Source organism: Trinickia sp., assembly GCF_051954495.1.
GTDB lineage: Bacteria > Pseudomonadota > Gammaproteobacteria > Burkholderiales > Burkholderiaceae > Trinickia.
In genome coordinates this window covers 1-23,386 of record NZ_JBQCHR010000148.1, presented here as the reverse complement: position 1 = coordinate 23,386, position 23,386 = coordinate 1, and the positions used below count along the sequence as shown (strand labels likewise).

Here is a 23,386-nt window from a genome sequence, read left to right as displayed (position 1 = left end):
GCTCGAGCTTTTGCCGTCGCTTCTCGTGCGTCGGGTCGAGCCCAGCGCGGACAGCCTCTTTGATCGAGTCGCGAGCCTTGCGCGCTTCTGCAATCGACACGGTAGGATAGACTCCCAATGCAGCGCGCTTTTCCTTTCCGTCGATTCGGTATTTGAGGCGCCAATACTTGGCTCCCGTCGGCATGACCTCGAGGTACATACCCTGTCCATCGGTCAGCTTGTACGCCTTCTCGCGAGGCTTGGCGGCTCGAACTGCAACGTCGGTAAGGGGCATCAGCGGGAGGGGGCATGTCGATGCCCCAAAAAGCGAAGAGATGCCACCAACGATGCCCCCAAATTTTTTGGGTGTCAATGGTAAACGTTGGGGAAACTTGGTAAGATGGAATCACCAAGCCCTTGTCGCAGCGTAGTTTTTTGGTGACTTTGGGAATCGTTGGGAGATTCTTTGGTGGGCCGGGTGGGAGTCGAACCCACGGTGTCCTTTCGGAGGCGGATTATGAGTCCGCTGCCTGCAACCAGCACGGCGTCCGGCCCGTCTCGCGCCGCGTTTGCCAAGCGTGAAGCGTGCTTAGCTAGCGGCGGTTATTGAAATCCGCGATCGATGGTATCGCGGAAAGATTGCGAGTCTATCGGCTAATGCGTTCGTCTGCAAATCGAAAAACCAAACTATCGCGAATTTGGTAGCGGGGCGACGAAACAGCAGCGAGGCCGACCGTCCAGCACCACGAAACAACGCGCTGATCCGCCCACGCCCCGACGACACGCCCCTACAAAAAAGGCCCGGCGTTACAAGCCGGGCCCTTCGTTACCGCATCAAGCCAACCACCGACAATCAGTTCCCTTCGAGGAACGACTTCAGCTTGTCCGAGCGGCTCGGGTGACGCAGCTTGCGCAGCGCCTTCGCTTCGATCTGACGGATCCGCTCACGCGTCACGTCGAACTGCTTGCCGACTTCCTCGAGCGTGTGGTCCGTGCTCATTTCGATACCGAAACGCATGCGCAGCACCTTCGCTTCGCGCGGCGTCAACGAATCGAGCACGTCCTTCACGACATCGCGCATGCTCGCATGCAATGCGGCATCGGCCGGCGCCACCGTGTTCGTATCTTCGATGAAATCGCCCAGATGCGAGTCGTCGTCGTCGCCGATCGGCGTTTCCATGGAGATCGGCTCCTTCGCGATCTTCATGATCTTGCGGATCTTGTCCTCGGGCATCTCCATCTTTTCCGCGAGCGTGGCCGGATCGGGCTCGAGACCCGTCTCCTGCAGAATCTGCCGCGAAATACGGTTCATCTTGTTGATCGTTTCGATCATGTGAACCGGAATCCGGATCGTGCGCGCCTGGTCGGCGATCGAACGCGTAATGGCCTGTCGGATCCACCACGTGGCGTACGTCGAGAACTTGTAGCCGCGACGGTATTCGAACTTGTCCACCGCCTTCATCAAGCCGATGTTGCCTTCCTGAATCAGATCCAAGAACTGCAAGCCGCGGTTCGTATACTTCTTCGCGATCGAAATCACGAGACGCAAGTTCGCCTCGGTCATCTCGCGCTTGGCTTGACGCGCCTTCAGTTCGCCGGCCGCCATCTGACGGTTCGTTTCCTTCAAGTCCTTCAGCGGCAGCACCACGCGCGCCTGCAGGTCGAGCAACCGCTGCTGCTGCTCGCGGATAGCCGGAATGTTGCGCGACAAGATCGCGCTGTATGCATGGCTTTCCGCCACGATCTTCTCGGCCCACTCGAGATCGGTTTCGTTGCTCGGGAAGCGCGTGATGAACTCGGCGCGCGGCATGCCGCATTTGTCCACGACGATGTGCAGAATCTGGCGCTCGACCTGACGCACTTCGTCCACCTGCGCACGCAACGTGTCGCACAGACGCTCAACCGTACGCGCCGTGAAGCGGATCGACATCAGTTCGTTCTGAATCGTCTCTTGCGCCTTCAGGTAGGACTTCGACTTGTAGCCCTCCTTCTCGAACGCGCGGCGCATCTTGTCGAACCACTCGCTGATGAGCGCGAACTTTTCGAGCGACACGCGCTTGAGGGCTTCGAGCTGCGCCGCGTTGGCCGTGGCCTGCGCGGTGCCGTCGTCGTCCTCTTCTTCCTCTTCTTCCTCTTCCTCTTCTTCCTCGGTCTCGTTCTCGATCGCTTCGGCTTCTTGAGCGGAGAACCCGTCCGCGTCTTCCGCGTTCGGATCGATGAGGCCATCGACGAGCTCGTCGATGCGGATTTCGTCGTTCGCCACGCGCTCGGCCATGGCGAGGATGTCGGCGATCGTCGTCGGACACGCCGAGATGGCCATCACCATGTGCTTCAAGCCGTCTTCGATACGCTTGGCGATCTCGATTTCGCCTTCACGCGTGAGCAGCTCGACCGTGCCCATCTCGCGCATGTACATACGAACCGGATCGGTCGTGCGACCGAACTCGGAATCGACCGTCGACAGCGCGACTTCGGCTTCCTCTTCCACTTCGTCGTCCGACGAAGCGGCGGGCGCGTTGTCGTTCAAGAGCAGCGTTTCGGCATCGGGCGCCTGCTCGTAGACCGCCACGCCCATGTCGTTGAACGTGCTGATGATGCCTTCGATCGCTTCGGTCTCGGCGAAGTTGTCGGGCAGATGGTCGTTGATTTCCGCGTAGGTCAAAAAGCCGCGCTCTTTGCCGAGCTTGATCAGCGCGCGCAGCTTCGAGCGGCGCTCTTCGAGCTCCTCCGCCGTACCCGGCTGACTCGACGCGAACGCGTCCTTCAGCAGCGCCTTTTCCTTCGCGCGGCGATCGCGCGCCTTGGCCTTTTCGCCTTTGCCCGGAGCTGCGGCTTGCTGCTCTTCGCCCTGGGTTGCGTCGTCATCGACGGATACTTCGTTCAGCTTTTTCGTCATGGAGTTCGCCGTACCGGCTATAGTCTCGACTCGCGGCTGCTGGACTTCAGCCGGTTGCACCGTGGATACTTGGGAATCGCGCACTGCCGAATCGTCCGGCGTGGCAGCCGCGCCCCCTGCGCTTGTCGAACCGGCACGCCTCGCGGCGGCGGCTCTGGTCTCCGGCTTGGCGGACGTCTTCGCCGCCGTGGGTCTCGTGGCGGCTGCCGCCGAAGTTCGCGCGGACGCCGCACTCGCCGGCGTCTTGCCGACTCGCTGCGCCGCACTGGCAGCCGATGTCTTTTTGGCGACGGAAGCGTCAGCCGATCGAGCAACGACCTTGCGTACCGGCTCTGCCGAGCGCGGGTTCGAGTCCTGGGCCTTGCCCTTGCTCACCACCTTCGCACTCTTTGCAGCCGCCTTCTCGCCCGTAGTCTTTGCCATCGCTATCTCGCCTCTGCCGCAGCGTATCTGCTTCGAAAAGACAAACTAAACCGCTGAAAACCTTTTATTATAGCACACACGGCGCAGTCCCCCTTTCAAAGCCCAAGCTGCCGCTTCATCTCGGCGCGCTGCCGGTTCAGATCGGCGAATTGTTCGATCTCGTCCGGCGTAAGTTTGGACTGCCGCGAAAGGCGTTCGAGCCGCTCGCAACATGCGTCATAGCGGATCTTCAGAATGGCCGCCAGAAATTCCTCGGCGGCGATGCGCTCGCGCTCCTGCTGCTGCTCGGCCGCCGCGGCGTCTTGCGCGTCTTGCATCAGCAAATCGCGCACATTTTCATCATAGACCAGAATTTCGCGGAAAATTTCTTCGAAAGTCGCTGCATTGGCCCCATTTCGGAGCAGGTCCGAGAGGTGCCTGAATTCGGCCGCGCCGCCCAATGCCCGCGCGTGCGTGGCCGCTTCGGCGAACAACTCGCCGTGATGGCTCTGGTTGACGAGGCTCTCTTCGCTCGCCTCGTCCAACACCGACACGATGCGCGGATACATCACCAAATTGCGCAACGCGCGTTCCTCGATGCCCGTGACCCGGCGCCGATCCTTGCGCGCCGGCGCGGGCCGCGCGGCCGCCGCGATGCGCGTGTCGACGCTCGAGAGCGCGGCGACTTCCTCGAATGGAATGCCTAGCCGGTCCGCGAACATGTGCATGATCTGTGCACGCAGCGCATTGGCCGGCAGCGCCTGCAGCAACGGCTTCGCGTCGAACAGCGCGCGCGCGCGGCCCTCCGGCGTATCGAGTTCCTTGCCCGCCAGCACCTCGTTCAACATGAACTGGGACAGGGGCAGCGCCTGCTCGATTTGCTGCGAGAACGCTTCCTTTCCGAACTCCCGCACGAAGCTGTCCGGATCGTGTTCGGCCGGCAAAAACAGGAACCGGATCGTTCGGTTATCGGCGGCATGCGGCAGGCACGCATCGAGCGCGCGGCGCGCGGCGCGCCGCCCCGCCGCATCGCCGTCGAAGCTGAAGATGACCGTATCGGTCTGTCGCAGGAGCTTTTGCACGTGGATGGGCGTACACGCCGTGCCCAGGGTCGCAACGGCATTCGGGAAACCGAGCTGCGCCAGCGCCACCACATCCATATAGCCTTCCACGACCAGTACGAAGCGGGCCTCGCGTATCGCCAAGCGCGCTTCGAACAGGCCGTACAGCTCGCTGCCTTTGCTAAATAGAGGCGTTTCCGGCGAATTCAAATACTTCGGCTCGCCGCCGTCGAGCACGCGCCCGCCGAAGCCGATCACCACGCCTTTGACGTTGCGGATCGGGAACATGATCCGTTCGCGGAACCGGTCGTACCGGCGCGCCTGGCCTTGCGCGTCCGTCTTATCGCTGACGATGACGAGGCCCGCCTCGACCAGCGCGTCGCTGCGGTAATCGGGAAACACCGCCTCGAGGTTCTGCCAGCCGTCGGGCGCGAAGCCCAGCCCGAACCGCGCGGCGATCTCGCCGGTCAGCCCGCGCTTCTTCAGGTATTGAATGGCCTGCGGCGCACCGCGCAACGCCTTGCGGTAGTAGTCGCACGCGGTCTGCATGAGATCGGACAGCGCGGCGGCGGCTTTGCCGTCGGCCGGCGCGTATCGCTCGGAACCTCCGGCGCCGCCGCCCTGGCCGCCGCGCGCGGGCGACGGCTCTTGCGGCACCGTCAAGCCAACCGATTGCGCGAGCTCGCCCACGGCCTCCGGAAACGACAAGCCGGCATGTTCCATCAAGAACCCGATGGCCGTCCCATGCGCGCCGCAGCCGAAGCAGTGATAGAACTGCTTCGTGGGACTCACGGTGAACGACGGGCTCTTCTCGTTGTGGAACGGGCACAAACCCATGAAGTTCGCGCCGCCCTTCTTGAGCTGGACGTACTTGCCCACCACGTCGACGATGTCGACGCGGTCCAGCAGATCCTGAAGAAAGGCGTGCGGAATCACGAGCGATGACGCGGGAGCAAGCCTGGGCAGCCTTCATGCGCACCGCCTGACCTACGGCGTGGGGCGCGCATGGGCCGCCCGTGGACTTGGCGCACCCGATTACTTGCTGAGCGCCGCCTTCACCAGCGCCGACACGGCCGTCATATCGGCTCGGCCCGCAAGCTTGCCCTTCAGCACGCCCATGACCTTGCCCATGTCCTGCGGCCCCGCGGCGCCCACCTCGGCCACGGTCGCCTGCACTTGCTCGGCGATCTCGGCGTCCGACAGCTGCGCCGGCATGTAGGCGGCGAGAACGGCGATCTCGGCGCTTTCCTGTTCGACGAGATCGTTGCGCCCGGCCGCTTCGAACTGGCTGATCGAATCCTTTCGTTGCTTGATCATCTTGTCGATGACCGCGGTGATGGCTGTATCGTCGAGCGTGACGCGCTCGTCCACTTCACGTTGCTTGATCGCCGCCAGCACCAAGCGAATCGCGGCCAGCCGGCCGGTTTCGCGCGCACGCATGGCGGCCTTCATGTCCTCGTTAATGCGATCTTTCAGACTCATCTTTCACCCGAATGCATGAAACGAATTGGAAAACGAAACTATAGGCATCGAGCGCAAAAACCCGCTTGGGATGCTTCCTCAAGCGGGTTTTGCGCGCTCCGCGCTTTCGCGAGCTTGACACCGGCCCAGCCTAGCAACCGAATCGGACGGCCGACTCGGGATGGCCATGGGGCCGATGCCGCCGCGAAATCAATCAATAGAATTTCTTGGGCAACATCTGGCTGCGCAAGCGCTTGAAATGGCGCTTCACGGCAGCAGCCTTCTTGCGCTTGCGCTCTGCCGTCGGCTTTTCGAAGAACTCGCGCGCGCGAAGCTCGGTCAAGAGACCGTTCTTCTCGATCGTGCGCTTGAAGCGGCGCATCGCGACTTCGAAGGGCTCGTTTTCTTTTAAGCGGATGATCGTCATGTTTCCAAAACGAAAATTTCCCAAAGGTCGGGGAGTATAGCAGAGCTTCTGCACAATTACACGAAAGTTGTCAAGTGCTCCGTACGAATTCGACCGCGGCTTGTCCCGCTGCAACGCCCGAAGCCCAGGCCCATTGAAAGTTGTAGCCGCCGAGCCAGCCGGTCACGTCGACGGCCTCGCCGATGAAATACAGGCCGGGCGTGCGGGCGCTCATCATCGTGGCGGACGACAGCTCGCGCGTATCGACGCCGCCCTTCGTGACCTCCGCCTTGCGGTAGCCCTCGGTTCCCGACGGCGTCAAGGTCCAACGCGAAAACGCCTCGCCCAAACGGCGCAGCGTTTTATCAGACAAATCGGCCAAACGCGCGTCGGGCGACACCTCGTGCGCGGCCAGCCAAGCGTGCGCCAGGCGAGCCGGCAGCCATTGCGCCAGGAGGTTGCCGATCTGCCGCTTGGTGCCGCTCGATTTGGCTTCCAGCAGTTCGGCGCACGCGTCGCGGCCGGGCAGCAAGTCGATCTCGATCGGATCGCCGCTTTGCCAATAGCTCGAAATTTGAAGCACGCCCGGGCCGGACAACCCTCGGTGCGTGAACAAGAGGTCCTCGACAAAGGCGCCGCGCGCGCGTTTCGCACCCGTCGCCACCTCGACTTCCAACGAGACGCCGGCCAACTCCGAAAACGGCGCCCAATCATCGGATGAAAACGTCAACGGGACGAGCGCCGGGCGCATATCGATCAGCTTGTGCCCGAACTGCTTGGCGATCCGATACGCGAAATCGGTCGCGCCGATCTTCGGGATCGACAGGCCGCCCGTCGCGATCACGAGCGCGCGCGCCGCGATTTCACCCGCATTCGTATCGAGCAGGAAGTGGCCGGATTCGCCGCGCCGAACGGCCTGAACGGCGACGGGACGCCGCCAGGCGACGCGTCCCTTATCGCACTCGGCCTTCAGCATGTCGATGATCGATTCGCTCGAATGGTCGCAAAAGAGCTGGCCGCGATGCTTCTCGTGCCACGCGATACGGTGGGCATTGAGCAACGCGAGAAAATCGTGAGGCGTATAGCGCGCGAGCGCCGAACGGCAAAAGTGCGGATTGGCCGAAAGGTAGTTGGCGGGACCGGCCTGAAGATTCGTGAAGTTGCACCGGCCGCCGCCGGATATGCGGATTTTCTCCGCCAGCCGCGGCGCGTGATCGATCAGCGCAACGCGGCCGCCGCGCTGCCCGGCAACGGCCGCGCACATCATCCCCGCGGCCCCCGCGCCGATGACGGCGATATCGAAGGATTCCATGGCGCGCATTCTACCTGGGCGGGAGCGCCGGACGGCGCACTGCTATACTTTTGTGTTTCTCACGCGCCCTTTTTGCGGCGGCAGTTCCCCGCAAGCTGCGCTCACCCGCCTCCACGCCATCATGCTCGTTCTCGGTATCGAAAGCTCGTGCGACGAAACAGGGCTCGCGCTCTACGACACCGAGCGAGGGCTGCTCGCCCACGCGCTCCATTCGCAGATCGCCATGCATCGCGAATACGGCGGGGTCGTGCCCGAGCTTGCCTCGCGCGACCATATCCGCCGGGCGCTGCCGCTGCTCGAGAACGTGCTCGAACGCTCCGGCGCTGCACGCACCGACATCGACGCGATCGCGTTCACGCAGGGCCCGGGGCTCGCGGGCGCACTGCTCGTCGGCGCCAGCATCGCGAATGCGCTGGCGATGGCGTGGGACAAGCCCACGATCGGCATTCACCATCTCGAAGGCCACCTGCTTTCACCGCTGCTTGTCGACGAACCGCCGCCGTTTCCGTTCGTCGCCCTGCTCGTCTCGGGCGGCCACACGCAGCTCATGCGCGTGACCGATGTCGGCATCTACGAAACGCTCGGCGAAACGCTCGACGACGCGGCCGGCGAGGCGTTCGACAAAACGGCCAAGCTGCTCGGCCTAGGCTATCCGGGCGGACCGGAAGTATCGCGGCTGGCTGAATACGGCACACCCGGCGCCGTCACGCTGCCACGGCCGATGCTCCATTCGGGCGATCTCGATTTCAGCTTCAGCGGATTGAAGACGGCTGTGCTCACGCAAACGAAGCAGCTTGGCGCGAACGTCTGCGAGCAATCGAAGGCGGACCTTGCGCGCGGCTTCGTCGATGCCGCGGTGGAGGTGCTCGTCGCGAAATCGCTCGCGGCGCTCAAGAAGACACGCCTCAAGCGGCTCGTGGTGGCAGGTGGTGTGGGCGCGAACCGGCAATTGCGCGATGCGCTGTCGGCGGCCGCCAAGAAGCGCGGCTTCGACGTGCACTACCCCGATCTTTCGCTATGCACGGACAACGGCGCGATGATCGCGCTGGCCGGCGCGCTGCGATTGCAGCGCTGGCCCGAACAGGCGAACAAGGATTACGCGTTCACCGTCAAGCCGCGCTGGGATCTATCGTCGCTCGCGCGGGATTAGCGAAGCGCAGTAACCGCATTGCGCTTGTCGTGCTCGATCACGGCATACGCACTGTGGTTGTGAATCGATTCGAAGTTTTCCGCCTCGAGCACATACGACACGATGCGATCGTCCCGATTGAGACGCTGCGCTACGTCGCGTACGAGGTCTTCGACGAACTTGGGATTCTCGTAGGCGCGCTCCGTCACGAACTTCTCGTCGGGGCGCTTGAGCAATCCCCATAGTTCGCACGAGGCTTCTTCCTCGGCCATGCGAATCAACGCTTCCACCGGCAGGTCGCCCGACAGCTCCACCTCGATCGTCACGTGCGAGCGCTGATTGTGCGCGCCGTATTGCGAGATCTCCTTCGAGCACGGGCACAGGCTCGTGACCGGCACGAGCACACGCATGAACGTGCGCACTTCACCGCCGCGCGACTGTCCCGCCAGCGTCACCTCGTAGTCGAGCAAGCTCGACACCCCCGATACGGGCGCCGTCTTCGACACGAAGTACGGGAAGGTCACCTCGATGCGGCCGCCCGTGGCCTCGAGTTTCTCGAGCATGGCGCCGAGCAGCTTGCGGAACGTCGCCGCTTCCAGCGGCGCCTTGTTTTCCTCGAGCAGCGCGACGAAGCGCGACATATGAGTGCCCTTTTGATGCGCGGGCAAATGCACGTCGAGGTTCCAGGTTCCCACCGTGGGTTGCACTTCGCCGTTCGGCGTACGCACCGTCAAAGGATGGCGCACCCCTTTCACGCCGACGCGTTGAATCGGAATCTGCCGCGTGTCGACCGTACTTTGCACGTCAGGCATCACGAAGGCGGGATTCATCTGGTTCATCTTTGTCTTGTCCTAATCACGCCAACAATGAAACATGGGCCCCGAGGGCCCATGCACACATCCAAGAAATATGGGCGGCCGCCTACGCGACCGGCCCTGGATTAGGCGACGCGCTGCGCCGCCAGCTTGGCCGTCGGCTCGAGAAAGCGCGCGCGAATCGACTTTTCGATACCCGCGGCATCGAGACCGCACTCCGCCAACAGCTTGGCCGGATCGCCATGATCGATGAAGCTGTCGGGGAGGCCCAATTGTAGTACGGGGCGAACAACCCCATCGGCAAGGAGGGATTCCACGCACGCCGACCCGGCGCCGCCCATGATGCAGCCCTCTTCCACCGTGACGATCGCATCGTGAGTTTGTGCAAGCTCACGCACGAGTTCGGCGTCGATCGGCTTCACGAACCGCATATTGGCGACCGTCGCGTCGAGCCCCTCGGCAGCGGCCAGCGCCGGCGCGACCATCGTGCCGAACGCCAGGATCGCGATGCGGCTGCCCTTGGGCGCCGTCGACTGGCGGCGAATCTCGCCGCGGCCAACGGGCAGCGCCGTCATCTGCTTGACGGTGGCCACACCCGTGCCCGCACCGCGCGGATACCGCACGGCCGTCGGGTTCGGCTGCTGCAGCGCCGTGTACAGCATCTGGCGGCACTCGTTTTCATCGGCGGGCGCCATCACCGTCATATTCGGGATGCAACGCAGGAACGCCATGTCGTACGCGCCCGCATGCGTCGCGCCGTCCGCGCCGACCAAGCCCGCGCGATCGATGGCGAACACCACGGGCAAGTTCTGCAACGCCACATCGTGGATCAACTGATCGTAAGCGCGCTGCAAGAACGTCGAGTAGATGGCCACGACCGGCTTCATGCCCTCGGTCGCCACGCCGCCCGCGAACGTCACCGCGTGCTGCTCGGCAATGCCCACGTCGAAATAGCGATCGGGGAAGCGCTTCTCGAACTCCACCATGCCCGAGCCTTCGCGCATGGCCGGCGTGATGCCGACGACGCGCGAATCGAGTTCGGCGGCGTCGCAAAGCCATTCGCCGAACACCTGCGTGTAAGTCTTCTTCGCGGGCGACGCCGGCGGCTTGATGCCTTCAGCGGGATTGAACTTGCCCGGACCGTGGTACAGCACAGGATCGGCTTCCGCGAGCTTGTAGCCCTGCCCCTTCTTCGTGACCACGTGCAGGAACTGCGGGCCGCGCAGTTCGCGGATGTTTTGCAGCGTCGGGATCAGCGAATCGAGATCGTGACCGTCGATCGGGCCGATGTAGTTGAAACCGAATTCCTCGAACAGCGTGGCAGGCACGACCATGCCCTTCGCATGCTCTTCCAGCTTGCGGGCGAGTTCTAGCACCGGCGGCGCGACGCGCAGCACGCGCTCGACGCCGGCGCGAGCCGCCGCATAGAAACGCCCCGACATCAAGCGTGCCAAATGCCGATTGAGCGCGCCGACAGGCGGCGAGATCGACATGTCGTTGTCGTTGAGAATCACGAGCAGCGGCACATCGTCGCAGACGCCCGCATTGTTCATCGCTTCGAAAGCCATGCCGGCCGTCATCGCGCCGTCGCCGATCACGGCGATGGAGAAGCGGTCGATGCCTTCGAGCTTGCTCGCGATCGCCATGCCGAGCGCGGCTGAGATCGAGGTGCTCGAATGCGCCGTGCCGAACGTGTCGTACTGCGACTCGGGGCGGCGCGGAAAGCCCGAGATGCCGCCGCGCTGGCGCAGCGTATGCATCCGGTCCCGACGGCCCGTCAGAATCTTATGAGGATAGGTTTGGTGACCGACGTCCCAAACGATACGATCGTGCGGCGTATCGAATACGTAATGCAAGGCGATCGTCAGCTCGACCGTGCCGAGGTTCGACGACAAATGCCCGCCCGTTTGCGACACGCTGTCCAGCACGAATGCGCGCAGCTCGTCGGCAAGCGGCTTCAATTGACGGCGGTCGAGGCGGCGCAAATCCGCCGGGTCGTCGATGGTTTTCAACAAGTCGTACATCGTCGTTCCATTGTAGGAAAAGTTACGCGCCCGCTTTTTTCTCGCGCTTCTCGAGGCCTACGGCGCGCGGTGGCGGGCTTCGCGTTCAACTCACCCGGTTCACCACCAGGTCGGCAAGCTCGGCCAGACGCCGCGATTGCTCGCCGAAGGGCGCGAGCGCATCGTGTGCGTCGCGGCGCAGTTGCGCCGCCAGTGCACGCGAGGCATCGAGCCCGATAATCGATACGTAGGTCGGCTTGCCGTCCTTCGCATCCTTGCCCGCCGTCTTGCCGAGCGTGGCGGAATCGGTCGTGACGTCCAAGATGTCGTCGACCACTTGAAAAGCCAGGCCCACGGCGGCCGCATAGGCGTCGAGCGCCTTCAGCGCCTGCGCATCGGGGGCGGCGCCCGCCAGCGCGCCCATCCGGACCGACGCGCGCAGCAAGGCGCCCGTCTTCATGCGATGCATCGTTTCGAGTTGCGGCCGCGTGAGCGTGAGCCCCACGCTCGCCAGATCGATGGCCTGCCCGCCGGCCATCCCGAGCGAGCCGCTTGCGAACGCCAGCTCGCGTACGAGCGAAGCCTGCGCCCGCGTGTCGAGCGCAGCCTCATCGGTCAGCACGACGAATGCCTGCGACTGCAGGGCATCGCCCACGAGCAGCGCGGTGGCTTCGTCGTACTGAACGTGCACCGTGGGCTTGCCGCGCCGCAAAGCGTCGTCGTCCATGCACGGCATGTCGTCGTGCACGAGCGAGTACACATGGATCATTTCGAGCGCGGCCGACGCCGCCTCGAGCGCCGCAGGGCGCGCGCCGGTCAGCTCGCCCGCGGCATGCACGAGCAGCGGCCGCACGCGCTTGCCGCCGCCCAGCACCGCATAGCGCATGGCCTCATGCAGCCGAGCGGGCTCCGTGGACGCCTCGGGCAAGTAATGTTCGAGCGCTTTTTCGACGCGCGCGAGCACCGCACGCATCCATTCGTCAAAAATCATAGATCGTCTCCGCTGTCCGCGGGTGTCGTGCCGACGGGCAGCGGCTTGAGCGTCTCGCCATCGAGAACGCGCACCTGCTGCTCCACCTTCTCCAGCTGCTGCTGGCAATACGCCACGAGGGCCGCACCGCGCCGATAGGCGGCCAGCGACTCCTCCAGGCTCAGGGCGCCGCTCTCCATGCGGGAAACCAGCTCTTCCAACTCGGCCACCGCTGCTTCATAGTTCTGGGGCAGCGCCGCGACCTCCGGTTCGCCGCCGGGAGCAGGCGCGGCCGCGCCTTCAGGTGCTGTCTTCGCCATCGGATAGGGGTGTTTTCAAAAACAAGTCGAACATTCTACGGCAAAAGCGCCTAACCCGACCCATCCGCCCCCCGCCACGGGTATCGCGACGGACGGCAAAAAAACAACACTCGCCTCGTCGCCACCCGGCAAGGGATTGCTTCTTGCTTCGGCTTTTTTGCCCCAAATCATGGACTTAGTTGGCCTAAGGCCGGTCTAGCGGGTATAATCGCCGGTTCCCTAAATCGAATCTTCGATGGTTGGGTTGTTCGCTGCTTTCACGTTTTCTCGGGAGTGGGAATGTCCAATCTGAGCACTGCTTTGCAGCTCAAGGCCATTTCGAGCCAGCTGCCGGTCACGGCTTACTTCGACGAAGCGCTTCTGGCGCGAGAAGTCGAAACTCTTTTCAAGCAGGGTCCTCGCTACGTCGGGCATGAATTGATGGTGCCCGAAGTGGGGAACTATTTCGCACTGCCAAGCGAAAACGAAGGGCGCGTGCTCGTGCGCAACCCGCGTTCGCAGGTGGAGCTGCTGTCGAACGTCTGCCGTCACCGCCAGGCGATCATGCTCAATGGGCGCGGCCAAGCCCAGAATATCGTCTGCCCGCTGCATCGCTGGACCTACAACCTCGACGGCGAATTGCTCGGCGCGCCGCACTTTGCCGACAATCCGTGCCTGAACCTGGGCGCCACACCGTTGCGCAACTGGCACGGCTTGCTGTTCGAAGCGCAGGGCCGCGACGTGGCGAAGGATCTCGCGAAGCTCGGCACCCAGCATCACTTCGATTTCACGGACTACATGTTCGATCACGTCGAAGTGCACGAGTGCAACTACAACTGGAAGACGTTCATCGAGGTCTACCTCGAGGATTACCACGTCGTCCCGTTCCATCCGGGCCTCGGCAGCTTCGTCAATTGCGACGATCTCACCTGGGAATTCGGCGAATGGTACAGCGTGCAGACGGTCGGCGTTCATAACGGCCTCGCCAAGGCGGGCAGCCCCACCTACCGCAAATGGCACGACCAGGTGCTGCGCGTACGCGACGGCGAGCCGCCCGAGTATGGCGCGATCTGGATGGTGTACTACCCGGGGCTCATGATCGAGTGGTATCCGCATGTGCTCGTCGTCTCGTGGCTGATTCCGCGCGGGCCACGCAAAACCACGAACATCGTCGAGTTCTACTACCCCGAGGAATTCGCCCTATTCGAACGGGAATTCGTCGAAGCCGAGCGCGCGGCCTATATGGAGACGGCTCGCGAGGACGACGAAATCGCCGAGCGCATGGACGCGGGCCGCCTGGCGCTGCTCCAGCGCGGCGAATCGCAGGTCGGGCCGTATCAGAGCCCGATGGAGGATGGTATGCAGCATTTTCACGAGTTCTTGCGGCGCGAACTCGGCGAAATTTGACGGCGTTCACCGGCGGCGGCCTGCGGGCCGCCAATCGGAAGACGGGCAAGACGGCGAACACGCCTCTTGCCCGTCTTTTTGTTTAGACTGCAAATAATCATTCGCTGTCCACGCGCGAGCGTGCTCGCCAACGAGGAGCCCATCATGCCGCACACGCACTACACCACGCTGATTTCAGCCGACAATCTGGCCGAGCGCTTGTCGAGCGCCCCCGGCAGCGTACTCGTCTTCGACTGCGGCTTCGATCTCGCCAATCCGAGCGCGGGAGAACAAGCCTATGCTGCAGGGCATATTCCGGGCGCCCACTACCTGCATCTGGATCGCGACCTGTCGGGAGCGAAGACGGGCAAAAACGGCCGTCACCCGCTGCCCACGCGCGATGCGCTGGTGGACACCCTCGTCAAGCACGGCTTGAAGCAGCATCAGCAAGTCGTCGCCTACGACGCACAGGGCGGCGCCTACGCCGCTCGACTCTGGTGGCTGCTGCGCTGGCTGGGCCACGATTCCGTGGCCGTGCTCGACGGCGGGCTGCAAGCATGGCAGGCCGCCGGGCAAACGCTCGAGACGGCCGCCCCGCCCGCCGCCGCGCGCGGCGACTTCAAGGCGGGCGCACCGCTCGCCGTGACCGTCGATGCCCAACATCTGCTCGACAACCTGAAGACGGGCGAGCAAGTCGTCGTCGATGCGCGTTCAGCGGATCGCTACCGCGGCGAAAACGAAACGATCGACCCCGTGGCCGGCCATATTCCCGGGGCGCTCAACCGCTTCTTCAAGGACAACCTCACGGCCGACGGCCGCTTCAAATCGGCCCACACGCTACGGGACGAATTCGGCGCCGTGATCGGGCAAAAGGCGCCCGAGCACGTGGTGCTGCAGTGCGGCTCCGGCGTCACGGCCTGTCATAACGCGCTCGCGATGGAAGTCGCCGGATTGCATGGGGCCGCGCTCTACGCCGGGTCTTGGAGCGAGTGGTGCGCGGACCCGGCCCGACCGGTCGCCACGGGGCCGAACCCGTAACGCCAGGGCCGGCTCCGATGCGATAGGCGATATGGCCACGTCGCGAGATGGGGGCGGCCGTCGGCGTTTGCCCTTGGCTGTTCGCCTGTTAGCCGCCCGGCGTGTCCTTCAGAAAACGCACACCGGCCGAGGAGCTTCGGCTAACCTGCGCCTGTGTCGTGAACTCGCCGTTCTTGATTCGATTGGCCGGCGCGCTGAGGTTGCGTATCTCGACCCCATGTCCCATCGGTAGATCCACAAGCCATCGCCCCAATGGCGTAACGGTAATCGTGTTGCCGGCGAACGCCGACGCCGCGCCGTACTCGAGCAACATGCCCGGTTGGTGGTGGACGGACAGCAGCGCTCGAATCGTGACGACATCCGAAGCGGACCGCTGAAGCAGGCGGCGCGGCAGACGGCTCGTCGTCGACGTCTCGCCGTCGAGGACGTGAAGAAACTCGGGCTGACCGGGCAGCTTCAGCCATTTCACGACCACCTTCGTTCCTTTCAACGCCCATCGAGACCAGCTTTGGCCGACCGGAACGAGCGTCGTCGAAACATCGGGGTTGCGCGACATACTTTGACAGTAGCCGAGCGCGTTATTGCCCGTTTTACCGTCGGGCAACGACACCATGTGAGTGGCGAGAGGGGGATGGCTCATGGGACCGGTCAATCAGGCCAGCGCCTGACGCGTGATGGAAAGCGACAAGCCTATTCCGCCTGGCCCTGCCGAATGCCCCATAGCGCTAAAAATCAGACCAAAGGAAGGGTGCCCGCCGCAACGCGCACGGTTGCGCACCCAACATCGCAGCTAATGCAGCTTCACGCGAGGCAACGTCGTACGTCGCAGCCAATGCGCGACCGTGTCGAGCATCATCCGCGGATACCCGTGCAGCGCCGCGATATGGAGCCGATACAGCGACATGTACATGAAGCGGGCGAACAGCCCCTCGACGAGCATGCTTCCGCCGATGACGCCGCCCATCAGGTTGCCCACGGCGCTGAAGTGACCGAGCGATACGAGCGAGCCGAAATCGCGGTACGTGAATTCGGGCAACGGCTTGCCGGCTAGCCGGTTCGACATCGCCCTCATCAGGAAACTCGCTTGCTGATGCGCGGCTTGCGCGCGCGGCGGAACGTTGCGCTCCTGCCCCGGCCAGGGGCAAGCCGCGCAATCGCCGAGCGCGAAGACATCGTCGTCGAGTTCCGTTTGCAACGTGCGGCGCACGCAAAGCTGGCCCAAGCGGTTGACGGTCAGCCCGCCAAGCCGGGCCAGCACGGGCGGCGCCTTGATGCCGGCTGCCCACACGGTCAGATCGGCGCGCACGGTCTTGCCGCTCGCCGTGCGCACGGCGCCGGGCGCGACCTCGGCCACCGTTTCGCCGATCATCAGCTTCACGCCGAGCTTGCGCAGCAGCTCCGCCGTCGCGCTCGATACGCGCTCCTGAAGCGCCGGCAGGATACGCGGCCCGGCCTCGATCAACACGATGCCGATATCGTGCTTCGGATCGAGTTTGTGCAGGCCATAGACCGAGAGCACCTGCGCGGTATTGCGCAATTCGGCGGAAAGCTCGACGCCCGTCGCGCCGCCGCCGACGATCGCCACCTGGATACGCGGCTCGGCTTCGGCGGACGCATCCATGCCCGACTCCACGGCCTCGTGCGGCTGATGCTCGGCCCGCATGCACGCCGCGATGAGACGTTTTCTGAACCGGTCGGCCTGCGCCACGGTATCGAGCGCGATCGAATGCTCGGCCGCCCCGTTCACCCCGAAGAAGTGTGTCGTACTGCCGATCGCGATAACTAAGGTGTCGTATTCCAGCTCGCGCTGCGGCAGCAGCTCCGCGCCGTCCGAATCGATGACGGGTGCGATCGTGATGCGCTTGGCCGCGCGATCGATGCCTTCCAGATCGCCCTGCTGAAACTCGAAGCCATGCCAACGCGCCTGCGCCGCGTATTCGAGTTCCTGCGTGAACGGATCGAGACTGCCGGCCGCCACTTCGTGCAGCAACGGTTTCCAGATATGCGTCGGATAGCGGTCGACTAGCGTGACGAGCGCCCGCGGCTCGCCGCCGCCTTTGCGCGCGACGTAGCGATCGCCGAGGCGGGTCGCCAATTCGAGCCCTCCAGCCCCTCCTCCCCCGACAATGAAACGATGCATGCCGATACTCCCTGTGCCGTTGATGATTCGGTTCGGTCGCGGCCGCCGTTGCGATGCACGCGGTGGCTCGGCTAGCGCGCGAGTTCAGCCATTGTCGGCGCGGGGGCGCGCCCGCGACAACCCCTCAGCACTTATCGAAGCCATACGCGCGGGCCCATGCGTGCGGCGACGGCGCATCAATGCGCCTCCTCCCAATTGGCGCCGACCCCGACTTCCGCGACGAGCGGCACCTTCAGCGCCGCCACGCCGCACATCAATTGCGGCAGCTTTTCGCGAACGACCGCCAGTTCGTCGTCGGGCACCTCGAGCACGAGTTCATCGTGCACCTGCATGATCATGAGGCTCTTCGCGTTCTCTTGTTCGAGCCATGCCTGAACCGCGATCATCGACATCTTGATGAGATCGGCCGCCGTGCCTTGCATCGGCGCGTTGATGGCGGCCCGCTCGGCCGCTTGCCGGCGCGGGCCGTTGCCGCCGTTGATTTCCGGCAGCCATAGCCGGCGGCCGAAGACCGTTTCCACGTAGCCTTTGACCTTCGCGCTCGAGCGCGTGTCGTCCATGTAGCGCGCCACGCCCGGATAGCGCGCGAAATACCGGTCGATGTAGAGTTTGGCCGCATCGCGCGTAATGCCGAGATTCGACGCGAGCCCGAACGAGCTCATGCCGTAGATCAAGCCGAAATTGATGACCTTGGCGATGCGCCGCTGATCGTTCGACACTTCGAGCGGCGTGACGCCGAACACTTCGGCGGCCGTCGCCCGGTGAATGTCCTCGCCTTGCGCGAACGCCCGCAGCAGCGACTCGTCGCCGGAGATGTGCGCCATGATCCGCAGTTCGATCTGCGAGTAGTCGGCCGATATGATCTTGCTGCCTGCGGGCGCGATGAAGGCCTCGCGGATGCGACGGCCTTCGGCCGTTCGAACGGGAATGTTTTGCAGATTCGGATCGTTCGAAGCAAGGCGGCCCGTGACCGCGACGGCCTGCGCATAGTTCGTATGCACGCGCCCGGTCTTTGCATTGACCATGCGCGGGAGCTTGTCCGTATAAGTCGACTTCAGCTTCGACAGCCCGCGATGCTCGAGCAGCAACTTCGGCAGCGGGTAGTCCTCGGCCAGCTTTTGGAGCACTTCCTCATCGGTCGACGGTGCGCCGCTCGGCGTTTTCTTGACGACGGGCAATTGCAGCCGTTCGAAGAAAATCTGCCCGATCTGCTTGGGCGAACCGAGATTGAACTCGCCGCCCGCCAGCGCGTAGGCTTGCGTTTCGAGTTCGATCAGCCGCGTGGCGATCTCGCTGCTCTGCCGACGCAGCTTTTCGCTGTCGATCAGTACGCCGTTGCGCTCCATCTTGCGCAGCACGCGCGCCGTCGGCAGCTCGATGTCGCGATAGACGTGCAGCAAGCCCGGCTCTCGTTCAACCTGGGGATAGAGCGCCTCGTGCAATTGCAGCGTGATATCGGCGTCCTCGGCCGCGTACTCGGCCGCCTGCGCGAGCGGCACTTCATCGAAACCGATCTGCTGCGCCCCCTTGCCCGCGACCTCTTCGTACTTGATCGTCTTCACGCCTAGATGACGCGACGCAAGGCTATCCATGTCGTGCGTGCGATGAGATTCGAGCACGTACGATTCGAGCAGGGTGTCGTGCTCGACCCCGTTCAATTCGATTCCGTGATTGGCAAGCACCTGCTCGTCGTACTTCAGGTGTTGGCCCAGCTTTTTCTTACCCTCGCTTTCGAGCCAGGGCTTCAGCTTGGCCAGCACTTCGTCGCGCGGAAGCTGCACGGGCGCATCGGGCCCGCGGTGAGCAAGCGGAATATAAGCCGCGCAGCCGACGCCGACCGAGAGCGAGATACCGACGATTTGCGCCGCCATCGGGTCGAGCGAAGTGGTTTCCGTGTCGAAGGAAGTCAACGGCGCGCTGTCGATCTTCGCGAGCCAGGCATCGAAATGCTCCCAGGTCTGCACAGTCTCGTAGCAGCGCTCGGGGGCGATCAGCGGCGCGGGCTCGGCGGCCAGCACGCCCGTCGGCTCGGCTTGGCCCGCCGCGGCCTGGGCGTCCTGTGCGCCTTCGATCAACGCTTCCACTTCGCGCAGCCAAGTCTTGAAGCCGTGCCGCATGAATAAATCGCGCAGCTCCAGCGGCGACTCGTCGCGCGCCGGCAGCGTCTCGTCGATCGACGCGACGTGTTCGGTCAAATCGCATGCCCGCTCCACCGTCACGAGCTTTCTTGCCATCGGCAGGAAGTCGAGCGCGCGGCGCAAGTTCTCGCCGACTACGCCCTTGATCTCGTCCGCGTGGGCAACGATGCCGTCGAGCGTTTCGTATTGCGCGAGCCACTTCACGGCGGTTTTCGGGCCGCATTTTTCGACGCCGGGCACGTTGTCGACCGTATCGCCGATCAGCGAAAGATAATCGACGATACGCTCGGGCGGCACGCCGAACTTGGCGATCACGCCGTCGCGGTCGAGCGTTTCGTTCGTCATCGTGTTGACGAGCTTGACGTGATCGCTCACGAGCTGGGCCAGATCCTTATCGCCCGTGGACACGACCACCTGCATCCCTTCGCGTTCGGCCTGGGCGGCAAGCGTGCCGATGACGTCGTCGGCCTCGACGCCGTCGACCATCAGGAGCGGCCAGCCTAGCGCGCGCACGGCGAAATGGAGCGGCTCGATCTGCTTGGCGAGATCCTCGGGCATGGACGGACGATGGGCCTTGTATTCAGGGTACCAATCGTCACGGAACGTCTTGCCCTTTGCGTCGAAGACGCACGCGCTATACTCTGCCGTGACATCCTTGCGCATGCGTCGCAACATGTTGATGAAGCCGTAAATCGCGCCCGTCGGTTCGCCGTCCGGGCCGCGTAAGTCAGGCATCGCATGGTAGGCCCGATACAGATAGCTTGATCCGTCGACCAAAACGAGGGTCTTACCTTTCAGGTTCCGTTCTGCAGGCATTATGAACAAGAGAAAAGTGATTCCGAGTCTGCGATCGCTCGCAGATCAAGAACGTGCAACGGCCAAGAAGGCCCGCGCGTCGTGGCAGATGTTTACGATTATGGCAGAGTTCATCGAGGCGACCGAGTACCTCTCGGAGATTCGCCCGGCCGTCAGCATCTACGGGTCGGCGCGCCTCAAACCAAACTCGCCCTACTACAAGCTCGCGACGCAAATCGCGCGCAAAGTCTCCGACGCCGGCTTCGCCGTCATTTCCGGCGGCGGCCCCGGCATCATGGAGGCCGCCAACAAGGGCGCCCATGCCGGCAAGGCGCCCTCGGTGGGGCTGAACATCGAGCTGCCGCACGAGCAGTCGGGCAACCAGTGGCAAGACATCTCGCTGCGTTTCCGTCACTTCTTCACGCGCAAGGTCACGTTCGTCAAGAATTCCGACGCAGTCATCGTCATGCCGGGCGGCTTCGGCACGCTGGACGAATTGGCCGAAGTGCTGACGCTGATCCAAACGAAGAAGTCGCGGCACGTGCCGATCATCCTCGTGGGCAGCGAGTTCTGGAAAGGGTTGCTGCACTGGTTCGAGACTGCGCTCGTGCCGATGGGGCTCATCAATCCGGAGGACATCAACCTCATGCAGGTGATCGACGATCCGGACCACGTGCTCGAAGCCGTGCTCAAATTCTACGAAGATCGTGGGGAAGTCGAGCCGCATGCGGCCAAGTCGGATGAAGACCGGATGTTTTATTTGTGACGTTTTATCTGTGAGACGGAGCGGCCGGACGGGAAGGCGAAAACGCGCGCCAGCGCGATGCTCGCCTGCTCGTTCGGATTGCCTCGCCATGGGAGCAGCCTAAAGAATAAAAACGATGCGCCGTTAGCCAGGGGGAGCTCCGAATCGCGAGCTCGACACAAAGCCGTGCAATATAAAACAGATAACGAACATGAGAGCGCTTATCAAATACGCGGTCGCGCTGTTTCTAGCCGCGATCACCGGGGTGTCCTTCGCGCAAACGCAAGCGACGAAAGATGAATTGAAAGCGGCCGTTCAGGAAGCGAACGCCGCGCTGGTCAAAGGGCCTCATAAAATCGACGTTCTGGACCAGGCGAGTTTCGCGCTGCCCGCCAGCGCGGGCTTCGTGCCGGCGCCGGCGGCCATTCGCTACCTGCGCGCACTGGGCAATTCGGTCGACGAAAAATCGCTCGTCGGGTTGATCGTGCCGCAGAACAACGGCGAGCAGTGGATCGCCGTGCTGACTTTCGTGAAGTCCGGCTATGTCCGCGACGACGACGCGCGCAATTGGAAGCCCGACGAGATATTGAAGAATCTGCGCGACGGCACCGAACAATCGAACGCGTCGCGCAAGGAGAAGGGCCTGCCCGAACTCGAAGTGACGGGTTGGGCCGAGGCGCCCGCCTACGATGCGAATACGCATCGCCTCGTGTGGTCAGCCATCGTACGCGCCAAAGACCAGGGCGCCGCTATCGAAGACGACGTCAACTATCGGACGATCGCATTGGGACGCAACGGCTATCTGTCGCTGACCATGGCCAGTTCGCTCTCCTCGCTTGCGCTCAACAAGCCGACGGCGAATGCGCTGCTGGCCGACATCAGCTATCTCGACGGCAAGCGCTACGCCGATTTCAACGCATCGACCGACCATATCGCCGAGTATGGGCTTGCCGCTTTGATCGCCGGCGTCGCCGTCAAGAAGCTGGGCCTGTTGGCGGTCATCGCGGCGTTCGCGGCGAAGTTCTTCAAGATCGGCCTCATTGCACTGCTCGCGTTCAGCACGAAAATAAAGGCGCTTTTCAAGCGAAAGCCGAAGACGGCCGGGTCATCGGCCCCGCGTGTCGATTTCGTGCCGCCTTCGGCCTTCAACGATCCGAACAGCGCGGCGCCCGGCTCCGATCACGCTCACGCGTCCTCGCCCGAAGCCACCGATACCCATTCTCAACCGCAGTCCCCGCCGCACGCATCGCCGCAATCTCAATCTGCATCGAGCGATCCATCGCAGCCGCCGTCACCCCATGGTTAAGCTCCTATTCCTGCTGCTCAAGGGCCTCAAGCTTGGCAAGGTGCTGACCACGACGGGCACGATGCTGCTGTCGATCGCGGTCTACGCCATGTTCTACGGGTGGCGGTTCGCCGCGGGCTTCGTCATCTTGCTGTTCGTTCACGAGGCCGGGCACTATATCGCGGCGCGCAAACGGGGCCTCGATGTCGGCGCGCCCACGTTCATCCCGTTCGTCGGCGCGTGGATTCAGATGAAGCAAATGCCGCACGACGCCGAAACCGAAGCCTATGTCGGCTTGGGCGGGCCCTTCGCGGGTACGCTGGCGGCGCTGGCCTGCTATTTTCTGGCGCGTCACTTCGATAGCCCATTGCTGCTGGCTTTATCGTATGCGGGGTTCTTTTTGAATCTGTTCAACATGATCCCGCTGTCGCCGTTCGACGGCGGCCGCATCACAGCGGTTCTCTCGCCGCGGATATGGTTCGCCGGCGTGCCCGTGCTGGTCGGCTTGTTTTTCGTGCGCCCCAGTCCGATCTTGATCGTGATGGCTGTTTTGGCGCTGCCGCAACTTCAACGGGCATGGAAGTACGACCCGACCAGCCCGGAGAATCTGCGCTACTACGGAATCGAGCCGTCGGTGAAAGTCACCTACGCTTTCTATTACCTGGCGCTGTTGGCCTTTCTTGCCTTGATGACGTTCGGCGTGCACGACATGCTGGGCTCGGCGCGCGCAAGCATGCGGTGAAGGCGTCAGAAGCGAACTAGTCAGGTGCGCTATGGCGCCGCTCGTTCGAGCACAGGGCCCGTCGACGCACGCACTGTGAGGTAAGGCGACGACGTCACTCGAGTCCAAACCTCGCGCTCGGTCGCGCCGGTAGCGCCACTTCCCTCCGCCTCGATCAATTCAAGCAGCAACTGCACCGCCAATTCCGCGGCCTCGACGGTGGGCACCGCCACCGTCGTCAAGGCGGGCCGCGACTCGCTTGCGAGTTGGATATCCGTGATGCCGACCACCGACAAGTCGCGCGGCACGTCGAGACCAAGATCGGCCGCCGCCTGCATCGCACCGAGCGCGGGCAAATCGTTCGTCGTGAAAAGCGCCGTCAAATCCGGGTGGGCCTTCAGCAAT

Annotated in this window: 20 protein-coding genes and 1 tRNA gene; 6 read left to right on the top strand and 15 right to left on the bottom strand. The window is 63.5% G+C overall.

What is annotated here, in order from left to right; all coding sequences use genetic code 11:
- From ACTHNR_RS19980 to ACTHNR_RS19950, 7 genes are all read right to left on the bottom strand, one after another.
- On the bottom strand, positions 1 to 274 hold a 274-nt coding region (locus tag ACTHNR_RS19980), incomplete at its 3' end, for an Arm DNA-binding domain-containing protein (protein WP_440549396.1).
- Positions 275 to 446: 172 nt separating this feature from the next.
- A tRNA-Ile gene (locus ACTHNR_RS19975) sits at positions 447 to 534 on the bottom strand.
- A gap of 298 nt (positions 535 to 832) precedes the next feature.
- Positions 833 to 3,298: an RNA polymerase sigma factor RpoD gene (gene rpoD, locus ACTHNR_RS19970; protein WP_440549394.1), complete on the bottom strand. Its 2,466-nt coding sequence runs from the start codon at positions 3,296 to 3,298 to the stop codon at positions 833 to 835.
- A gap of 95 nt (positions 3,299 to 3,393) precedes the next feature.
- Positions 3,394 to 5,274 (bottom strand): DNA primase, encoded by a 1,881-nt coding sequence (gene dnaG, locus ACTHNR_RS19965; RefSeq protein WP_440549393.1) that lies wholly within the window; start codon positions 5,272 to 5,274, stop codon positions 3,394 to 3,396.
- A 99-nt stretch (positions 5,275 to 5,373) separates the two neighbouring features.
- Positions 5,374 to 5,820, bottom strand: coding sequence for a GatB/YqeY domain-containing protein (locus tag ACTHNR_RS19960; protein ID WP_440549392.1), 447 nt, complete (start codon positions 5,818 to 5,820; stop codon positions 5,374 to 5,376).
- 193 nt (positions 5,821 to 6,013) lie between these two features.
- On the bottom strand, positions 6,014 to 6,226 hold the full coding sequence (rpsU, locus tag ACTHNR_RS19955) for a 30S ribosomal protein S21 (RefSeq protein WP_440549395.1): 213 nt from the start codon (positions 6,224 to 6,226) through the stop codon (positions 6,014 to 6,016).
- Between the two features lie 70 nt (positions 6,227 to 6,296).
- On the bottom strand, positions 6,297 to 7,517 hold the full coding sequence (locus ACTHNR_RS19950) for an NAD(P)/FAD-dependent oxidoreductase (RefSeq protein ID WP_440549391.1): 1,221 nt from the start codon (positions 7,515 to 7,517) through the stop codon (positions 6,297 to 6,299).
- A gap of 121 nt (positions 7,518 to 7,638) precedes the next feature.
- On the opposite strand from ACTHNR_RS19950, the gene tsaD reads away from it, so the two are divergent.
- Entirely contained in the window at positions 7,639 to 8,667 is a 1,029-nt protein-coding gene (gene tsaD / locus ACTHNR_RS19945) for a tRNA (adenosine(37)-N6)-threonylcarbamoyltransferase complex transferase subunit TsaD (protein WP_440549390.1), read from the top strand.
- On the opposite strand, the gene folE2 is transcribed toward tsaD, so the two are convergent.
- From folE2 to ACTHNR_RS19925, 4 genes are all read right to left on the bottom strand, one after another.
- Positions 8,664 to 9,485, bottom strand: coding sequence for a GTP cyclohydrolase FolE2 (gene folE2, locus ACTHNR_RS19940; protein WP_440549389.1), 822 nt, complete (start codon positions 9,483 to 9,485; stop codon positions 8,664 to 8,666). The two genes, tsaD and folE2, sit on opposite strands and share 4 nt — an antisense overlap.
- Positions 9,486 to 9,586: 101 nt before the next feature.
- Positions 9,587 to 11,485, bottom strand: a complete 1,899-nt coding sequence (gene dxs / locus ACTHNR_RS19935; protein WP_440549388.1) for a 1-deoxy-D-xylulose-5-phosphate synthase — start codon at positions 11,483 to 11,485, stop codon at positions 9,587 to 9,589.
- 85 nt (positions 11,486 to 11,570) lie between these two features.
- Positions 11,571 to 12,455: a polyprenyl synthetase family protein gene (locus ACTHNR_RS19930; protein ID WP_440549387.1), complete on the bottom strand. Its 885-nt coding sequence runs from the start codon at positions 12,453 to 12,455 to the stop codon at positions 11,571 to 11,573.
- Positions 12,452 to 12,754 carry an exodeoxyribonuclease VII small subunit gene (locus tag ACTHNR_RS19925; protein ID WP_440549386.1) on the bottom strand — a complete coding sequence of 101 codons (303 nt, stop codon included), beginning with the start codon at positions 12,752 to 12,754 and terminating at the stop codon, positions 12,452 to 12,454. Before ACTHNR_RS19925 ends, ACTHNR_RS19930 begins: the two co-directional genes overlap by 4 nt.
- Positions 12,755 to 13,033: 279 nt before the next feature.
- Between ACTHNR_RS19925 and ACTHNR_RS19920 the strand changes: the two genes are divergently transcribed.
- Positions 13,034 to 14,140 carry an aromatic ring-hydroxylating oxygenase subunit alpha gene (locus ACTHNR_RS19920; RefSeq protein ID WP_440549385.1) on the top strand — a complete coding sequence of 369 codons (1,107 nt, stop codon included), beginning with the start codon at positions 13,034 to 13,036 and terminating at the stop codon, positions 14,138 to 14,140.
- A gap of 144 nt (positions 14,141 to 14,284) precedes the next feature.
- The gene (locus ACTHNR_RS19915) at positions 14,285 to 15,157 is read left to right on the top strand and encodes a sulfurtransferase (protein ID WP_440549384.1); all 873 of its coding nucleotides are present in this window, start codon (positions 14,285 to 14,287) and stop codon (positions 15,155 to 15,157) included.
- An 88-nt stretch (positions 15,158 to 15,245) separates the two neighbouring features.
- Here the strand turns inward: ACTHNR_RS19915 and ACTHNR_RS19910 are convergent, their stop codons facing one another.
- From ACTHNR_RS19910 to polA, 3 genes are all read right to left on the bottom strand, one after another.
- Entirely contained in the window at positions 15,246 to 15,797 is a 552-nt protein-coding gene (locus ACTHNR_RS19910; protein WP_440549383.1) for a hypothetical protein, read from the bottom strand.
- A gap of 150 nt (positions 15,798 to 15,947) precedes the next feature.
- Positions 15,948 to 17,297 carry an NAD(P)/FAD-dependent oxidoreductase gene (locus tag ACTHNR_RS19905; protein WP_440549382.1) on the bottom strand — a complete coding sequence of 450 codons (1,350 nt, stop codon included), beginning with the start codon at positions 17,295 to 17,297 and terminating at the stop codon, positions 15,948 to 15,950.
- Positions 17,298 to 17,473: 176 nt separating this feature from the next.
- On the bottom strand, positions 17,474 to 20,251 hold the full coding sequence (polA, locus tag ACTHNR_RS19900) for a DNA polymerase I (RefSeq protein WP_440549381.1): 2,778 nt from the start codon (positions 20,249 to 20,251) through the stop codon (positions 17,474 to 17,476).
- Between the two features lies 1 nt (position 20,252).
- Between polA and ACTHNR_RS19895 the strand changes: the two genes are divergently transcribed.
- The 3 genes from ACTHNR_RS19895 (at position 20,253) to ACTHNR_RS19885 (ending at position 23,002) form a co-directional block, all read left to right on the top strand.
- Positions 20,253 to 20,996, top strand: coding sequence for a TIGR00730 family Rossman fold protein (locus ACTHNR_RS19895; protein ID WP_440549380.1), 744 nt, complete (start codon positions 20,253 to 20,255; stop codon positions 20,994 to 20,996).
- 190 nt (positions 20,997 to 21,186) lie between these two features.
- Positions 21,187 to 22,281: a DUF2167 domain-containing protein gene (locus ACTHNR_RS19890; RefSeq protein ID WP_440549379.1), complete on the top strand. Its 1,095-nt coding sequence runs from the start codon at positions 21,187 to 21,189 to the stop codon at positions 22,279 to 22,281.
- On the top strand, positions 22,274 to 23,002 hold the full coding sequence (locus ACTHNR_RS19885; RefSeq protein ID WP_440549378.1) for a site-2 protease family protein: 729 nt from the start codon (positions 22,274 to 22,276) through the stop codon (positions 23,000 to 23,002). Before ACTHNR_RS19890 ends, ACTHNR_RS19885 begins: the two co-directional genes overlap by 8 nt.
- Before the next feature lie 29 nt (positions 23,003 to 23,031).
- Here ACTHNR_RS19885 and ACTHNR_RS19880 read toward each other — a convergent pair.
- Positions 23,032 to 23,386 (bottom strand): substrate-binding domain-containing protein (locus ACTHNR_RS19880; protein WP_440549377.1); only part of this gene is annotated, 355 nt, incomplete at its 5' end.

Coding starts and splice junctions, on each gene's coding strand:
- rpoD (WP_440549394.1), bottom strand. CDS start 3,298: ATGGCAAAGACTACGGGCGAGAAGGCGGCTGCAAAGAGTGCGAAGGTG.
- ACTHNR_RS19960 (WP_440549392.1), bottom strand. CDS start 5,820: ATGAGTCTGAAAGATCGCATTAACGAGGACATGAAGGCCGCCATGCGT.
- rpsU (WP_440549395.1), bottom strand. CDS start 6,226: ATGACGATCATCCGCTTAAAAGAAAACGAGCCCTTCGAAGTCGCGATG.
- ACTHNR_RS19950 (WP_440549391.1), bottom strand. CDS start 7,517: ATGGAATCCTTCGATATCGCCGTCATCGGCGCGGGGGCCGCGGGGATG.
- tsaD (WP_440549390.1), top strand. CDS start 7,639: ATGCTCGTTCTCGGTATCGAAAGCTCGTGCGACGAAACAGGGCTCGCG.
- folE2 (WP_440549389.1), bottom strand. CDS start 9,485: ATGAACCAGATGAATCCCGCCTTCGTGATGCCTGACGTGCAAAGTACG.
- dxs (WP_440549388.1), bottom strand. CDS start 11,485: ATGTACGACTTGTTGAAAACCATCGACGACCCGGCGGATTTGCGCCGC.
- ACTHNR_RS19930 (WP_440549387.1), bottom strand. CDS start 12,455: ATGATTTTTGACGAATGGATGCGTGCGGTGCTCGCGCGCGTCGAAAAA.
- ACTHNR_RS19925 (WP_440549386.1), bottom strand. CDS start 12,754: ATGGCGAAGACAGCACCTGAAGGCGCGGCCGCGCCTGCTCCCGGCGGC.
- ACTHNR_RS19920 (WP_440549385.1), top strand. CDS start 13,034: ATGTCCAATCTGAGCACTGCTTTGCAGCTCAAGGCCATTTCGAGCCAG.
- ACTHNR_RS19915 (WP_440549384.1), top strand. CDS start 14,285: ATGCCGCACACGCACTACACCACGCTGATTTCAGCCGACAATCTGGCC.
- ACTHNR_RS19910 (WP_440549383.1), bottom strand. CDS start 15,797: ATGAGCCATCCCCCTCTCGCCACTCACATGGTGTCGTTGCCCGACGGT.
- ACTHNR_RS19905 (WP_440549382.1), bottom strand. CDS start 17,297: ATGCATCGTTTCATTGTCGGGGGAGGAGGGGCTGGAGGGCTCGAATTG.
- polA (WP_440549381.1), bottom strand. CDS start 20,251: ATGCCTGCAGAACGGAACCTGAAAGGTAAGACCCTCGTTTTGGTCGAC.
- ACTHNR_RS19895 (WP_440549380.1), top strand. CDS start 20,253: ATGAACAAGAGAAAAGTGATTCCGAGTCTGCGATCGCTCGCAGATCAA.
- ACTHNR_RS19890 (WP_440549379.1), top strand. CDS start 21,187: ATGAGAGCGCTTATCAAATACGCGGTCGCGCTGTTTCTAGCCGCGATC.
- ACTHNR_RS19885 (WP_440549378.1), top strand. CDS start 22,274: ATGGTTAAGCTCCTATTCCTGCTGCTCAAGGGCCTCAAGCTTGGCAAG.